This is a genomic window from Pseudomonas sp. MAG733B (genome assembly GCF_036884845.1).
Classification (GTDB): domain Bacteria; phylum Pseudomonadota; class Gammaproteobacteria; order Pseudomonadales; family Pseudomonadaceae; genus Aquipseudomonas.
This window is the reverse complement of record NZ_CP145732.1, coordinates 551709-567090: the sequence shown is the minus strand read 5'-3', so window position 1 is coordinate 567090 and position 15382 is coordinate 551709. Positions and strand designations below refer to the sequence as shown.

The 15382-nt window shown below is 59.4% G+C and carries 14 protein-coding genes; 12 read left to right on the top strand and 2 right to left on the bottom strand.

Features of this window, described 5'->3' with window-relative positions:
• Nucleotides 1-5 precede the first annotated feature (5 nt).
• The 7 genes from V6Z53_RS02575 (at nucleotide 6) to V6Z53_RS02545 (ending at nucleotide 7325) form a co-directional block, all read left to right on the top strand.
• Nucleotides 6-296, top strand: a complete 291-nt coding sequence (locus V6Z53_RS02575; RefSeq protein ID WP_338584009.1) for a c-type cytochrome — start codon at nucleotides 6-8, stop codon at nucleotides 294-296.
• Nucleotides 297-342: 46 nt separating this feature from the next.
• A complete protein-coding gene (locus V6Z53_RS02570) occupies nucleotides 343-972 on the top strand; it encodes a c-type cytochrome (protein ID WP_338584008.1) in 630 nt (209 codons plus the stop codon).
• A gap of 200 nt (nucleotides 973-1172) precedes the next feature.
• Nucleotides 1173-1814 carry a thiol:disulfide interchange protein DsbA/DsbL gene (locus V6Z53_RS02565; protein ID WP_338584007.1) on the top strand — a complete coding sequence of 214 codons (642 nt, stop codon included), beginning with the start codon at nucleotides 1173-1175 and terminating at the stop codon, nucleotides 1812-1814.
• A gap of 14 nt (nucleotides 1815-1828) precedes the next feature.
• Nucleotides 1829-2707, top strand: coding sequence for an endonuclease/exonuclease/phosphatase family protein (locus V6Z53_RS02560; RefSeq protein ID WP_338584006.1), 879 nt, complete (start codon nucleotides 1829-1831; stop codon nucleotides 2705-2707).
• Nucleotides 2704-4752 carry a diguanylate cyclase gene (locus tag V6Z53_RS02555; protein WP_338584005.1) on the top strand — a complete coding sequence of 683 codons (2049 nt, stop codon included), beginning with the start codon at nucleotides 2704-2706 and terminating at the stop codon, nucleotides 4750-4752. Before V6Z53_RS02560 ends, V6Z53_RS02555 begins: the two co-directional genes overlap by 4 nt.
• A 102-nt stretch (nucleotides 4753-4854) precedes the next feature.
• Nucleotides 4855-5634 (top strand): N-acetylmuramoyl-L-alanine amidase, encoded by a 780-nt coding sequence (locus V6Z53_RS02550; protein WP_338584004.1) that lies wholly within the window; start codon nucleotides 4855-4857, stop codon nucleotides 5632-5634.
• Between the two features lie 77 nt (nucleotides 5635-5711).
• Complete coding sequence (locus V6Z53_RS02545) at nucleotides 5712-7325, top strand: EAL domain-containing protein (protein ID WP_338584003.1); 1614 nt, start codon at nucleotides 5712-5714, stop codon at nucleotides 7323-7325.
• A 4-nt stretch (nucleotides 7326-7329) separates the two neighbouring features.
• Here V6Z53_RS02545 and V6Z53_RS02540 read toward each other — a convergent pair whose 3' ends face one another.
• Both V6Z53_RS02540 and algB read right to left on the bottom strand, forming a co-directional pair.
• Nucleotides 7330-9120: a KinB sensor domain-containing domain gene (locus tag V6Z53_RS02540; protein ID WP_338584002.1), complete on the bottom strand. Its 1791-nt coding sequence runs from the start codon at nucleotides 9118-9120 to the stop codon at nucleotides 7330-7332.
• A 10-nt stretch (nucleotides 9121-9130) separates the two neighbouring features.
• Nucleotides 9131-10477, bottom strand: a complete 1347-nt coding sequence (gene algB, locus V6Z53_RS02535; protein ID WP_338584001.1) for a sigma-54-dependent response regulator transcription factor AlgB — start codon at nucleotides 10475-10477, stop codon at nucleotides 9131-9133.
• Nucleotides 10478-10911: 434 nt separating this feature from the next.
• Here algB and V6Z53_RS02530 point away from each other — a divergent pair, with 434 nt between their 5' ends.
• The 5 genes from V6Z53_RS02530 (at nucleotide 10912) to V6Z53_RS02510 (ending at nucleotide 15375) form a co-directional block, all read left to right on the top strand.
• Nucleotides 10912-11199: a hypothetical protein gene (locus tag V6Z53_RS02530; protein ID WP_338584000.1), complete on the top strand. Its 288-nt coding sequence runs from the start codon at nucleotides 10912-10914 to the stop codon at nucleotides 11197-11199.
• Between the two features lie 72 nt (nucleotides 11200-11271).
• Nucleotides 11272-11436 carry a DUF1328 domain-containing protein gene (locus V6Z53_RS02525; RefSeq protein ID WP_003170804.1) on the top strand — a complete coding sequence of 55 codons (165 nt, stop codon included), beginning with the start codon at nucleotides 11272-11274 and terminating at the stop codon, nucleotides 11434-11436.
• A 2-nt stretch (nucleotides 11437-11438) separates the two neighbouring features.
• Nucleotides 11439-11903 carry an inhibitor of vertebrate lysozyme family protein gene (locus tag V6Z53_RS02520; protein WP_338583999.1) on the top strand — a complete coding sequence of 155 codons (465 nt, stop codon included), beginning with the start codon at nucleotides 11439-11441 and terminating at the stop codon, nucleotides 11901-11903.
• 712 nt (nucleotides 11904-12615) lie between these two features.
• Nucleotides 12616-13947 carry a glutamate/aspartate:proton symporter GltP gene (gltP, locus tag V6Z53_RS02515; protein ID WP_150702318.1) on the top strand — a complete coding sequence of 444 codons (1332 nt, stop codon included), beginning with the start codon at nucleotides 12616-12618 and terminating at the stop codon, nucleotides 13945-13947.
• A gap of 198 nt (nucleotides 13948-14145) precedes the next feature.
• A complete protein-coding gene (locus tag V6Z53_RS02510) occupies nucleotides 14146-15375 on the top strand; it encodes a nucleoside recognition domain-containing protein (RefSeq protein WP_338583998.1) in 1230 nt (409 codons plus the stop codon).
• Nucleotides 15376-15382 lie beyond the last annotated feature (7 nt).

Here is a 15382-nt window from a genome sequence, read left to right as displayed (position 1 = left end):
GTTTTATGACGAAATGGCTGCTAGCTGCCGGTGTCTTGATGCCGCTTTACAGCGCTCAGGCTACACAGGATCCGGAAGCTGTGTACAACCGTGTTTGTGGTGCCTGTCATTCCGGCCAACTACCCATGGCGCCCAAAAGAGGCGATCAGGAAGCTTGGACGCCGAGGTTGGCGAAAGGTATGGAGACGCTGGTGCAACACGTGACCCAGGGTTTCAAGGCGATGCCGCCGCGTGGTTTGTGCATGGACTGCAGTGCCGAGGATTACCAAGCCATCATCCAGTGGATGAGCGAGTAAACCCGGTCCATAACTCTTTAACCCTTAGCCGTAGTTGGATTAGCTGATGAAGAAATTGATCGTGAGTCTGCTGTTGACCGTGGGAATCTCCGGCATCGCCCATGCTGCAGGTGAGCCAGTGAAACCGGGTGACGCCGCCGCAGGCCAGGCCAAAGCCGCCGTCTGTGGCGCCTGCCACGGCCCGGATGGCAACAGCATGGCGCCAAACTTTCCAAAACTGGCGGGTCAAGGTGAACGATACCTGACCAAGCAACTGCACGACATCAAGTCGGGCAAGCGCACCGTTCTGGAAATGACCGGCCTGCTGACCAACCTGAGCGATCAGGATCTGGCGGACATCGCCGCCTACTTCGCCAGCCAGAAAGGCAGCGTCGGCGCCGCCGACCCGAAAATCGTGGCTCGCGGTGAAGCCCTGTTCCGTGGCGGTGACCTGGCCAAGGGTCTGCCATCCTGCACCGGTTGCCATTCGCCGAATGGCGCGGGCAACGCAGCCGCTGGCTTCCCGCATCTCGGTGGACAACACGCTCAATACGTCGCCAAGCAACTGACCGATTTCCGCAAGGAAGAAGGCGGACGCAACAACGACGGCGATACCAAACCAATGCAAACTATTGCCAAGAAGCTGAGCGACGAAGACATCGCCGCAGTCTCCAGCTACATTCAAGGCCTGCACTAAGGCCGGCGACTCGGGCGTTGCGCAAGGCATTCATCTCTTGCAACGTTAACGCTCGATTAATCCGTCGCAGCAAGTATAAAAAGGGTGGCTTTGGCCGCCCTTTTTTGTGGCCGCTGCCGTTACACTACAGAACTCAGGCCCGCCATGACCTGTCTGAAAACAGGTCGCGCGAGGCGATAAAATTTGTCCAGGAGTGAAGCATGCGTAATCTGATCATCAGCGCCTTTTTTGCCGCTGCCAGCCTGTTCGGCATGACTGCCCAGGCCGCCGAAGCCCCAGCTGCCCCTTATGTCGAACTGAGCAACCCGGTTCCGGTTGCCGTACCTGGCAAGATCGAAGTGGTGGAGCTGTTCTGGTACGGCTGCCCGCATTGCTATGCATTTGAGCCGGTGATCAATCCTTGGGTCGAGAAGCTGCCTTCCGACGTGAACTTCGTCCGCATCCCTGCCATGTTCGGCGGCCCGTGGAACGCTCACGGCCAGATGTTCCTGACCCTTGAAGCCATGGGTGTCGAGCACAAGGTTCACGCCGCGGTGTTCGAAGCGATCCAGAAAGAACACAAGAAGCTGACCGACAAGAATGACATGGCGGACTTCCTGGCCACCCAGGGCGTCGACAAGGACAAGTTCCTGGCTACTTTTGACTCTTTCGCCATCAAGGGCCAGATCAACAAGGCCACCGAACTGGCCAAGAAATATGAAATCACCGGTGTTCCAACCCTGATCGTGAATGGCAAGTACCGCTTCGATGTGGGCTCTGCCGGTGGTGCCGAACAAGCCCTGCAACTGGCCGACAAACTGATCGACAAAGAGCGAGCGGCTAACAAGGCTGCCGCCAACTAAGGGCAACCACCGCCATGCGCCGCTGGGGTACTGAACGCATCGTTGGCCTGCATGATCCGCGGGTCAACGAGCATCACCTGGAATCCACGGGGCTGCCCGCAGACAGCCGTTTGCGCTTGCTCAGTTTCAACATCCAGGTCGGCATCAGTACCGAGCGCTATCGGCATTACCTGACCCGGGGCTGGCAGCATCTGCTGCCGCACACCGGGCGCGCCGACAATCTGCAAAAGATCGGCAACCTGCTTGGCGACTTCGATCTGGTCGCCTTGCAGGAAGCTGATGGCGGCAGCCTGCGTTCAGGCTACGTCAATCAAGTCGAACACCTGGCCCAACTCGGCGCCTTCCCCTACTGGTATCAACAACTCAATCGCAATCTCGGTCGCCTCGGCCAGCACAGCAATGGCGTGCTCAGCCGCCTGCGCCCGTGGGCGATCGAGGACCACCCGCTGCCGGGGCCGAAGGGTCGCGGGGCAATTCTGGTGCGCTTCGGCGAAGGTCCGGAAGCGCTGGTGGTGGTCATGATGCACCTGGCGCTGGGCGCGCGCGCCCGCAGTCTGCAACTGGCTTACATCCGCGAGCTCATCGGCGGATACAAACACCAGGTGCTGATGGGCGACATGAACACCCACGCCAGCGACCTGCTGCAAAACTCTCCATTGCGTGACCTCGGCCTGCTCGCCCCGCAACTGGAAGCGACGTTCCCCAGCTGGCGCCCGCAGCGCTGCCTGGACCATATTCTGCTGAGCCCGACCCTGACGCTGGAAAAAGTCGAGGTGCTGGCCCAACCCATTTCCGATCACCTGCCGGTCGCGGTAGAGATTCGTCTGCCGGGTTCGCTCACGGCCGATGCATTGCCCGCGTTGAGTCCTGCCCTTCGCGGAACCCCTGAATGAGCGACGAAGCACAGCGCTGGAAAGAGAAGTACCTCAAAAGCATCGAACAACAGGAAAAGCTCGAACGTCGTTGGGACGCACGCCTCGACTTGCTGCGTCGCGGACTGGTGCGCAGCACCCTGGCGGCGGAAGGCACTGATCGCACCGTTGATCAATGCATGAAGGAAATGCGTGAGGTCGTGCGTACCGACGACATGGACGCCGGCCTCGCCGCCCTGCTCCCGCGCCTGGAAAAAGCCGTGCTCGACTCCGAGCAACGTCGGGAAACCCGGGTCAACCAGACCAGTGCCGCATTGAACGCACTGGTTACTCAGTTGCAAACTTTGCCGCTGCCTCGGGAAGTCAGCCGCCCCCTGAAGAACTTCGCCAAACAACTGGATAGCCGCGTCAGCCAGGCTCGCGAGATTCCGTTGCTGCTCAGCGAACTGAGCGGCTTGCAAGGCAAAGCCTTGAATCAGTTGGAGACGCCGACAGAGCCCGGTCGACCGGGTCTTCTGCAGCGATTGTTCGGTCACCGTGAGGCCGATGAGGCCGTTGCACCGTCAACCCCCGTGGTTGAGCAAACCTCTTTTACAGCACCAGCCGAAGCCGCCTCGGCGCCGATTGCCGCTGCATCGCCAGCAATCACCGAACCCGAACCGGCCATCGAAAAGGCGCCCGTTAAAGCTCCCGACGCGATCATCAAGGTTGCCGAGCCCCAAGCCATTGAGACATCTGTCGATACGCCAGAGCCACCTGCCGTAACGGCGTTTGTTCCGCCGGTAATCGAACCGCAGCAAGATACTGCCCCGCACTCTGAAGCCCAAGCGGATCAACCTGACGAACCGGCAATACTCGTCGAGATACTTGCGCCCCAATCCGAGCAAGCAATAAATCCCGACGAGCTGACGCCGGCTGAGCTTCCAGAAACCGTGCCTCAGCCGTCCGAGTTGCCCGCTGTCGATTCAGAGCAATCCGAGCACGACATCCTGTATGCGCTGCCGGACTCCCCCGAGCCGTCCTACAGCTCAGTGGCCAAGCACATCGAAGACACGTTGCTGGGCCTTCTCGACGATCTGACGCTGCCAGAGCGTCATCGCCCGCAAGCCGAGTCGATGCGCGACCGTTTGAAAAACGGCTTGAACTGGTACGAGCTACTACCGATCCTCGACGATCTGGCCACTTTGATGCTGGCCATCTCCGACAGCGGCCAGCATGAATTCGAAGCCTACTTGCAGCAGCTCAACGAGCGTCTCGAATCGTTTCAGAGCAACCTGCAGGCCGCCAGCGCAGGCCATGCCGATAGTCGCTCCGCCGCTGAGGCCATGGACACGCAGATCCGCGAACAGGTCGACGGCCTGCAAACCAGCATGCATGAAGCGGCTGACCTGGACGATCTCAAGCACGTCCTGGAAAACCACCTCGAAGGCCTGCTCGGCACCATGGACCAACACCGCAAGCAACGCGACGAGCGTGAGCACGAGGTGGCGGCCCGCCTGCAAAGCCTGGCCGAACGGGTGGCCCACATGGAGCAGGAGGCCCTGGGTTTTCGCGAGCACCTTGAAGAGCAACGGCAGAAAGCCTTGATCGACCCGTTGACCGGCCTGCCCAACCGCGCCGCCTGGAGCGAACGGCTGGAACATGAAATCAGCCAATGGCAGCAGCACGGCAACACGCTGATGCTGGCCATGCTCGATCTCGATCACTTCAAGCGCATCAACGACAACTATGGTCATCTGGCCGGTGACAAAGTGCTGAAAATCATTGCCAGCGTGCTGCGCAAGCGCCTGCGCGGGACGGATTTCATTGCCCGGTTTGGCGGCGAAGAGTTTGTCCTTTTGCTGCCGTCCACGGTGCCGGCAGCCGGAATGAAACTGCTTGAACACCTGCGAGCGTCGATTGAGGCCTGCCCATTTCACTTCAAGGGTGAGCGGGTGACGATCACCATTTCCATGGGCCTGACCGTATTCAAACCCGGCGAACATAGCGATCTGGTGCTGAAAAGAGCCGATCAGGCGTTATATCGCGCGAAGAACGCGGGTCGGAACCGGGTCGAACTGGGCTGAGGGACAATTGTTCCATTTTGTTTAAAACCTCGCGATTACCCTCCGCACGCAAGGCAGTACGTTACACTGTTGCATTACTGTCTTGCGTGTATTGCTCCCGCCATGAAATTTCTTGCTCTCATCGTGTCGTTGATGCTCCTGGCCGGTTGTGCCAGTGGCCCGCGCTACGACACCAGTCACCCTTCCGCCAATCACGACAGCCGTATCCAGTTCGTGGTGGTGCATTACACCTCCGCCTCACTGGAGCGTTCGTTGCAGCTGCTGACCCATGGCGAAGTCAGCAGCCATTACCTGGTCGGCGACGACAAAAACGCGACCATCTACAAACTGATGGATGAAAACCTGCGGTCCTGGCACGCCGGAGAAAGCCAATGGCAGGGCCGGACCTGGCTGAATTCCAGTTCCATCGGTATCGAAATCGTCAATCCTGGCTTCAAGGACACCCCGACCGGCCGGCTCTGGTATCCCTACAGCGAAGCGCAGGTGCAGTCCCTGATCGTCCTGCTCAAGGACATCAGCAAGCGCTACAACATCAACCCGCGCAGCATCATTGGCCATAGCGATATTGCGCCGCTGCGCAAGCTTGACCCGGGCCCGCTGTTCCCGTGGAAACGTCTGGCGGCGGAAGGCATCGGCATCTGGCCGAACGAGCAGGCTGTGGCCCGCCAGCAGGCTCAGTTCGATGCACAACTGCCGAGCATCAGTTGGTTCCAGGCACAGCTTGCCCGCTTCGGTTATGAAACGCCGCAGACCGGCGAACTGGACGTCGCCACGCGCCACGTGATCGCAGCGTTCCAGATGCATTTCCGGTCGTCCCGCTTCGATGGCACGCCGGATGCTCAAACGGCGGCACTGCTGCTGATGTTGAATCAGACAAAATAATGACGACCGCCCGACGGTCAGCGCGTTTTCTCCATCAACAGCTATAACTCATTGGTAATTCTTCGGATATTTCCCCAATGCCTGCTGCTCGAGAGTCATTCCGTAGTTGGTTCTATCGCCCATGGTTTCTGGCGATGCTGGCTGCTGTCCTGAGCGCAACCTTGCTACTTTCCGGCAGCCTGTTCATTGCCCTGCACCAGGTCCAGCAGAACGAAAGCAAGGAAATGAACGCCCAGGGCGAACGTTTTCTCGCCCGCCTGGAACAGCTCTTCGGGCAATTGCGCGAAAGCCTCGACGACCTGGAGGCCCAGCCGCTACGCATGTGCGATGACGAAATGATCGCGACGTTGCAAGCGGTCAGTTTCAATTACCGTTTCGTCTATGAAGCGGCCTACATGGATGCCTCGCGAATCTGCTCCAATCGTCCGCGTCAGGAAGGCTTGTCGTTGATACGCCCCCCGGACATCAAGGGCCCGACCTACAGTTACTGGCTGAACACCACCACCGAACCCGATGAAAATCGCGCCGCGCTGATGCTCGGGCGCGGCAATTTCCGCGTTGCGACGTCGCGCGGGCATTTGACCGATATGGTCGACCTGTCACCGGGAAGCAGCCTTTTAGTCGTGCTCGACCACGGCACCCGGGCGATTCCGGTACTCGGTGTGTCACAGTCATGGCCACCGAACGAACATTGGCCGCCAAAAAGCCGTGATGCGCTGCAAGTCACGCAGACGCGTTTGATTTACCGCATGCCCACCGACAACCCGGAATACCAACTGGTGCTGATCACCCCGCGCGGCGGCACCCACATTCCGCTGATGTGGTGGTGGTTGTTGCCGGTGTGCCTGGGGCTGGCCATGTGTGTGGGTTTTCTGGTGTTCCTGCTGGTGCGTCAGCGCCAGTCTCTGGACGCCGAACTGACCGGCGCCATACGCCGTGGCGAGTTGCAGGTGCTGTATCAGCCGATTTTCGACCTCGACAGCCGCAACTGCGTGGGCGCCGAAGCCTTGCTGCGATGGCGAAGGCCGGACGGCACCCTGACCAGTCCCGACCTGTTCATTCCGATGGCAGAGAACACCGGGCAGATCCGCCAGATGACCGATTTCGTCCTGCAACGCTTGCTGGAGCAGCTCGGGCAATTACTGCGCGCCAACCCGCAGCTGTACATTTCGGTCAACCTGGCGGCGTGCGATGTAATGGTGCCGCGGATCGGCCAGGTCATGGCGCGGCTGCTGACCTTGCACCGGGTCGCCGCCAAACAGATTGCCTTTGAGGTCACTGAGCGCGGGCTGATCGACGTGGTGGTGGCCCGGGAAAACCTGCAAGCCCTGCGCGATGTCGGGCACCAAGTGCTGATCGATGACTTTGGCACCGGCTATTGCAGCCTCGCGTACCTGCAAACCCTGCCCGTAGATTGCCTGAAAATCGACAAGGCCTTCATCGATGCGCTGGGCCATGACGCGGCCAGCAGCGGCGTGGCCCCGCACATCATCCATATGGCGCAGTCGCTGCACTTGAAAGTGATTGCCGAAGGCATCGAGCATGAAGCCCAGGCAGCGTTCCTGAGCAGTGAAGGTGTGAAGTTTGGCCAGGGCTGGCTGTTCGCCCATGCGTTGAGTGCGGTGCAGTTCATTGAACTGATTACCCGTGGTCGCCGGTTGGCCAACCGGCGCCTTGATGACGAAGCGTAAGGCGTTACACCGTCAGCGCCATGTAGAACTGCGTGCCCTGCCCCGGCCGTGAATAGACGCCCATCCTTCCGCCGTGCAACTGCACGATTTCCTTGCACAACGCCAACCCGAGCCCGGCCCCGCCTTTTTTGCGCCCGACCTGCACAAAGGGCTCGAAGATCCGTCCTTGCTGGCCGTAGGCAATCCCTTCACCGTTGTCTTCGACACTGATGATCACCCGCTCGCCATGGCGTCGGGCCTGCAAGCGTATGAGACCGCCCGCGGATGTGTGGCGCAGGGCGTTGTCGATCAGGTTGTCGAGCACCCGGTCCAATTGCGGCTGATCAGCCTGCAAGCGCGGCAACGGCCCCTGTACTTCCACCAACAGTTCGATGCCCTTTTCTTCAGCGCCACTGGTAAAGCGCAGCTGAGCCTGTTCCAGCAAATCCTCGATGGAACAAGGTGCCAGGCTGAGTTTTTGCAAACCGTTCTGGTAACGCGAGAAATTCAGCAGGTCGTTGATCAACTGCATCAGCCGCTGCATTTCTTCGTTCACTGTATCCAGCAAATCGGCTTCACGGGAGTCCTGGGGAAAATGCGCGCGCTCACGGAACAGACCGAACGCCATGTGCATGCCAGTAACCGGCGTGCGCAGTTCATGGGAGGCGCGCAGCACGAATTCGCTGCGTACTCGCTCGAAGGCGCGTTGCTCGGTAACGTCATGCAGCACCATCACCGCGCCGAGAATATGCCCCTGGGTGTGACTGACCGGCGTCAGGCTGTAGGTCAGCAAGCGCGTCTCGCCGTCGACCTCGAGGCTCAGGTCCTCCGGTGCCCGCTCCAGCGTACCGCCGCGCAGCACCAGTTGCAGCTGTTCATCGAGTTCAGGACGCTGTAGAGCGGTGCCCAGCCCTTGACCGAGTCGATCCTCGTCCCAGCCCAATTGACGCTGCGCCACCGGGTTGAGGTGTTCCAGATGCCCCTGGCGATCGATCATCAGCAAGCCGTCGTCGATGCTGTCGAGTACGGCCTGCAAACGTTGCTGACCCGCCAGCAGCTCATCGATGTTGGTAGCCTGATGCTCACGCAGCGCCTCGGCCATGATCCCGAAACGCCGGGTCAACTGGTTGAGTTCCACTGCCGAGGAAACCGGCAGGGTGACGTCGAAGTTGCCTTGGCCAATGTTGTCCGCCGCCTGCGCCAGGGCCTCGATGGGTTCGCCGAAACGCCGGGCGATGGCATGCGCAGTGACGAAACCGATGATCAAAACCGCCAACCCGACCAGGCCGAGCAATCCGGCAATCAATAAAGCGCGTTCACGGGCATGGCGCTCGGTGGCACCAATGTTATCCAGCGCACGCTTGTGCTCATTGATCAAACCATTGCGCAGCTCGTTGAATTTTTCGGTGAGTTCGTCGTTGCCGCTCAGCACATGGGCCGGATCGGGTGACACTTCGTAGGCCTGAATGAAACTCAGGTAATCCGCCTTGGCTTTTTTGAACCCGTACTCGCTGCCGTCGATTGCAGGTTCCTGGGCAATGCCCTCCTCCAGCAACTCGAAGTAACGCTGTTTTGAGGCGTCGAAGGCTTGGGAATCCGGCTGCTGGCTGAGCATGATGATCAACTGATCACCCAAGGTCTGACGCAGCTTGAGCCCCAGGTCAAGGGTGACGAAGTTGTTGCGCACCAACGCTTCCTGGCTCCCGGCCATCTGCATCACGCTGACCAACCCGAGCAGCAACCCGAACAGCGCTACGGTGATCAGCGCGGAAATGCTCAGGAAAAGCCGGGTCCGCAACTTCATCGCCAGTTTCATCGGTGGCGGCTCACAAGTTGTACTGTTTGCGTTTGCGGTACAGCGTCGACGCGTCAATACCCAGGGTCTTGGCGGCTTGATCCAGTGTGCCGGCGGTGGCGAGGACCGCGCCGATGTGAGCCTTTTCCAACTCATCGAGGCTCAAGGCGGCGCCGATGCGTGGTGCATTGTTGACCGGTGCTTCAGCCATGCCCAAGTGGCTGATCTCAACCCGCTCCTGAGGGCAAATGATGCTCGCCCGCTCCACCACATTGCGCAGTTCGCGAATGTTCCCCGGCCAGCGATAACCCAGCAGCGCCTCCCGAGCCTCATCGCTGAAGCCTCGGGCCGGACGTGCGTACTCTTTGACGAAGCGCGCCAGGAAGCGGTCGGCAAGGTTGAGAATGTCCTCCCTGCGCTCACGGAGCGGTGGCAAATGCAAAGTGATGACGTTCAGGCGATAGAGTAAGTCTTCGCGGAAACGACCATCGCGGACCATGTCTTCGAGGTTCTGGTTGGTGGCGGCGAGAATACGCACATCGGCGCGGCGGGTGACCGGATCGCCTACACGCTCGTATTCCTTGTCTTGAATGAAGCGCAGCAATTTTGGCTGTAAAACCAGCGGAAAATCGCCGATCTCGTCGAGAAACAATGTTCCGCCATCGGCTTGATTGACCCGCCCCAAAGTACTTTCGCTGGCGCCGGTGAATGCGCCACGACTGTGGCCGAACAGCTCGCTTTCCATGAGTTCAGCGGTCAGCGACGGGCAGTTGATGGTGATGCAGGATTTCTTCGACCGCTTGCTCCAACCGTGAATCGCCTGGGACAACTCGCCTTTACCGGTGCCGGATTCGCCGAGAATCAAGATATTGGCGTCGGTAGTCGCGACCTGCCGCGCGGTTTCGAGGACCACTTTCATGGCCGGGCTGTGGGAGTCCAGGCCATCCTTGGGTTTGCGCACCTCGCCTTCGAGGGCCTCCAGGCGCGCCGACAATTGCCGCACTTCCAGTTGCTTGGCCGTGGCCAGGCGTAATTGATCGGGGCTGCACGGTTTGACCAGGTAATCGGCGGCACCGGCCTGAATGGCATCGACGGCGGTATCCACGGCAGAGTGCGCGGTGACGATCACCACGCGCATCCACGGCGCCTGAATGCGCATCTGGGCCAAAACGTCGAGGCCGTTGTCTTCACCCAGGCGCAAATCGAGGAAGCACAAGTCGAAGACCTGACGTTGCAGCAGCGCGTCCGCTTGTGCGGCGCTGTTGGCCGTCGCCACGCTGTAGCCCTCGTCTTCGAGGCAATAGCGGAAGGTACGCAGGATGGCGGACTCATCATCCACCAGAAGAATACGGCCTTGATGCTCAGTGGCTGATTCCATTTTCCTACGCTCCTTAATGAATAGTGTTGGTTTAGTCCCGGAAAAATCGGGCAAGTTGCATGGTTCATTCTGATCCATTCCCGTCATGTCAGGTTAGTTATCTCCCTGCCCGCCGGTTTTCGCCTGATTTTGCAGGCCTTTTATAGGTAACAGCCTTTCAGACGATGAATCACGTCCATTTCTGACAGCCGCGCCCTCCTCTCATTCAAAAAGATTGCGATCTCTGCCAACGCGATCGTGCATATCGCACGACCGCGTCAGGGGGCATCGTGCAGGATGCGCACGAAGGGCTTTTCCTCACTAAACTAACTATTTGATTTATAACGATTTTCTAAGATAAAAAAACTGGCATGCGGGCTGCAATAACCTGATTAACGCAGGGCACCAACAAAACGCCCTCAACCCGATTACCCCCGCGTGGGAGGAGCTTCAGGATGAATCGCCAACGTGCCACCCAATTGCAACTCTCGCCACTGCTTCTCCAGCAAGGTCTGTTTGCAGTACTGGCGCTGTCGATCACGCTGATCGGCGGCCAACAGTTTCTGCGCTGGGAGCAGAGCCAGCAGCAAGAAGGGCCAAGCGTGTCGTTTCAACACCCGACCCAAACCCACTTCAGCGCCGCCACCAGCGGTATGGCCGACAGCACTGCGATGCGGATGATGGACGTCGACCAGCACCAGGCAATGGATGAATCGCCACGTCAGGAACGCTGGGTGTTCTAAGTTCAAACACTTGGCGCGATCGCTGCGCCGGGAAACGCAATACCTCTAAATAGAAGCGTAAGGAGAATCACCATGTTGAGCTGGGCAATCACATTCTTGATCATTGCCATTGTTGCCGCCGTACTGGGCTTCGGTGGTATCGCGGGCACCGCCACGGGTATCGCCAAGATTCTCTTTGTCGTGTTCCTGGTGATGTTCATTGCTTCCTTCTTCTTTGGCCGTCGCGGTCGAGGCTGAATATGAGTTTTTCGTTAAAGACACTGGCAGCCGCCCTGCTACTGGGCGGTAGTGCCATGGCAATTGCCGCCAATGACGGCCAGGCACGGGTCAACGAGCTCTTGAACGCAGACCCGCAGTACCGTGAAACCTGGCAAGGCGTGGTGAAGAAAGAAGAACGCCTGCCGGAATGGGTGATGAACCTGTCCGGCGATGCCGAACAAATGAATGCCGTTGAAGAGGACGGCGACAAGTATCTGGTGGGACCGCTGTGCGAATCGCAGGCGACTTGCCTTGACCGACGCTTGATCGTCGCCGTCAGTTTCGACAAGAAAGACGCTTACGCAATGCTGGTCGAAGTGCCTTCCGGGCTGCCGGCCGACAAGTCGCCGACGCGACATGCCACCTACCGTTTCCTCGGCAAACCGGACCAGGGTATGCAGGAAATGTTGATGGAGCAGCTCAAGAAGGACCCGAACTGGTACTGATTTCAGAATACGAAAGAAGCGCCGTGCTTCTTTCCTCTGCGCCCACCTGAGGAAGGTTGGTGCATGACCAAGGGGTCGGGATGTTCTGCCTGTTGCAGGGGCGGAGTGACCTACGGGTACAGGGAGTGCCTGCGCAAGGGCCGGGTCAGGAAAAGCTGCGACGCAAGTTCGCCGGTCAAGCATGGCTCGACGGACTTGCGAAGAGCTTGCATGCAAGGCTCTGAACGAGAGCGTTTCCTTCTGTTTTTTCGGCTTCTTGCCAAATCCCCTCGCCCATCAATGGAAAATACTTTTCCCGGTATTTGGCCAGCGACCGTATATCGAGAAAAATCACCCTTCTTTTGTCGCGGTTCGTTCGCGCGCGCCGTGGGATTTTGCCGAAAATCCTTCTTTGTTTGACTGATCAAAAAACATTCAATCTGCCCTGCAATGGCCGGTACACGGCACTTATGCCTGCCGAAATGTCGTGTTCGAACTGATTGCGACGTCGCTTACAGGTAAAAAACCTCATGCCGATTCGGCATAGGGTAGGCGTTTACGGCATTAGACGTCGCTTCCTTGCATCGGAATAGTTGCGCCTTTTTTCGACTGCCAGAGAGCCACTAACAAGCGCTCCGGGGCTCCTTATACGGGGGCAGACGCACTGACTTTTTCGCCACAAGCGATCCGGTTCATGCATCTGCCCGAGTCAAACTGAAGTAAGGGTAAAGATATGAAGAAGGCAAAGCTTAGCCTCGCCTGGCAGATCCTCATCGGTCTGGTATTGGGGATTGCAATCGGTGCGCTGCTCAACCATTTCAGTGCCGAAAAAGCCTGGTGGATCAGCAACGTCCTGCAACCAGCGGGCGATATCTTTATCCGTCTGATCAAGATGATTGTGATCCCGATCGTGATCTCCTCGTTGATCGTCGGTATTGCCGGCGTCGGTGATGCGAAGAAGCTCGGCAGCATCGGCCTCAAGACCATCCTTTACTTTGAAGTCGTCACCACCATCGCCATCGTCGTCGGCCTGCTGCTGGCCAACCTGTTCCATCCGGGTGCCGGCATCGACATGAGCACGCTGGGTACTGTGGACATCTCCAAGTACCAGGCAACGGCGGCCGAGGTTCAGCATGAACACGCGTTCATCGAAACCATCCTCAACCTGATCCCGTCCAACATCTTCGCGGCCATGGCTCGCGGTGAAATGCTGCCGATCATCTTCTTCTCGGTGTTGTTCGGTCTCGGTCTGTCGAGCCTCAAGCCTGAACTGCGTGATCCGCTGGTCACGATGTTCCAGGGCGTGTCGGAAAGCATGTTCAAGGTCACTCACATGATCATGAACTACGCCCCGATCGGCGTTTTCGCACTGATCGCGGTCACCGTGGCCAACTTCGGCTTCGCCTCCCTGCTGCCACTGGCCAAGCTGGTGATCCTGGTTTACGTCGCCATCGCCTTCTTCGCCTTCGTGGTGCTGGGCCTGATCGCTCGACTGTTCGGCTTCTCGGTGATCAAGCTGATGCGCATCTTCAAGGATGAGCTGGTGCTGGCCTACTCCACCGCCTCCTCTGAAACCGTGCTGCCGCGCGTGATCGAGAAGATGGAAGCCTACGGCGCGCCGAAAGCCATTTGCAGCTTCGTGGTGCCGACCGGCTACTCGTTCAACCTCGACGGTTCGACCCTGTACCAGAGCATCGCGGCAATTTTCATTGCCCAGCTTTACGGCATCGATCTGTCGATCAGCCAGCAACTGCTGCTGGTGCTGACCCTGATGGTCACCTCCAAAGGCATCGCCGGCGTACCGGGCGTGTCCTTCGTGGTACTGCTGGCCACCCTGGGCAGCGTCGGTATTCCGCTGGAAGGCCTGGCGTTCATCGCCGGTGTCGACCGCATCATGGACATGGCGCGTACCGCACTGAACGTGATCGGCAACGCCTTGGCCGTGCTGGTTATCTCTCGCTGGGAAGGCATGTACGACGATGCCAAGGGCCAGCGCTACTGGAACTCCCTGCCGCACTGGCGCAGCAAAGAGAAGCTGCCGGTTGGTGAAGTTTCCAGCAACTAACGCAATTCCCTGTAGGAGCATGGCTTGCCCGCGATGAACGATAACGCGGAGCAACTGATACACCGAGGCGCCCCAATCGCGGGCAAGCCTTGCTCCTACAGGAGCGGTTGCGCGTCCAGACAAACCCCGGAGAAATCCGGGGTTTGTCGTTTCTGGCCACCCCGCTATCATTCGCGCATCTTTTGGGGGATTTGACTGATGCTTAATGGCCTGTGGCTTGGCTTCTTCATCGTGGCCGCGATATCGGCGCTGACGCAGTGGCTGATCGGCGGCAACGCCGGGATCTTCGCGGCGATGGTGGAAAGCATTTTCGCCATGGCCAAGTTGTCGGTCGAAGTGATGGTGTTGCTGTTCGGCACCCTCACCCTCTGGCTGGGTTTTCTGCGCATCGCCGAGAAAGCCGGAATCGTCGAGTGGCTGGCCAAGGCCCTCGGCCCGCTGTTTCTGCGCTTGATGCCGGAAGTCCCGCCCGGCCACCCCGCCATTGGCCTGATCACCCTGAACTTCGCCGCCAACGGCCTGGGCCTGGACAACGCCGCGACGCCGATCGGCCTGAAGGCCATGAAAGCCCTGCAGGAACTCAACCCCAGCGCCACCATCGCCAGTAACGCGCAGATCCTGTTCCTGGTGCTCAACGCATCCTCCCTGACCCTGCTGCCGGTGACGATCTTCATGTATCGCGCCCAGCAAGGCGCGCCCGACCCGACGCTGGTGTTCCTGCCGATCCTGCTGGCCACCAGTTGCTCGACCATCGTCGGCTTCCTGTCGGTGGCCTTCATGCAACGCCTGCGTGTCTGGGACCCGGTGGTGCTGGCGTACCTGATTCCCGGCGCACTCATGCTCGGTGGCTTCATGGCGCTGCTGGGGACGATGTCCGCGGCGGCCCTAGCCGGTTTGTCGTCGATCCTCGGCAACCTGACGCTATTCGGCTTGATCATGCTGTTTCTGATCATCGGCGCGATGCGCAAGGTGAAGGTCTACGAGGCGTTCGTCGAAGGCGCCAAAGAAGGCTTCGATGTGGCGAAGAATCTGCTGCCGTATCTGGTGGCGATGCTCTGTGCGGTCGGTGTATTGCGGGCGTCCGGCGCGCTGGATTTCGGTCTGGACGGCATCCGTCATCTGGTGGAGTGGGCCGGTTGGGATACGCGATTCGTCGATGCGTTGCCGACCGCCATGGTCAAGCCGTTCTCCGGCAGCGCCGCGCGGGCGATGCTGATTGAAACCATGAAGACCTCAGGCGTCGACAGCTTCCCGGCACTGGTGGCGGCGACGGTGCAGGGCAGTACCGAAACCACGTTCTATGTGCTGGCGGTGTACTTCGGCGCGGTGGGCATCCAGCGGGCGCGGCATGCGGTGGGGTGTGCGTTGCTGGCGGAGCTGGCCGGGGTGCTCGGCGCGATCGGGGTTTGCTACTGGTTCTTCGGCTGAACACAAA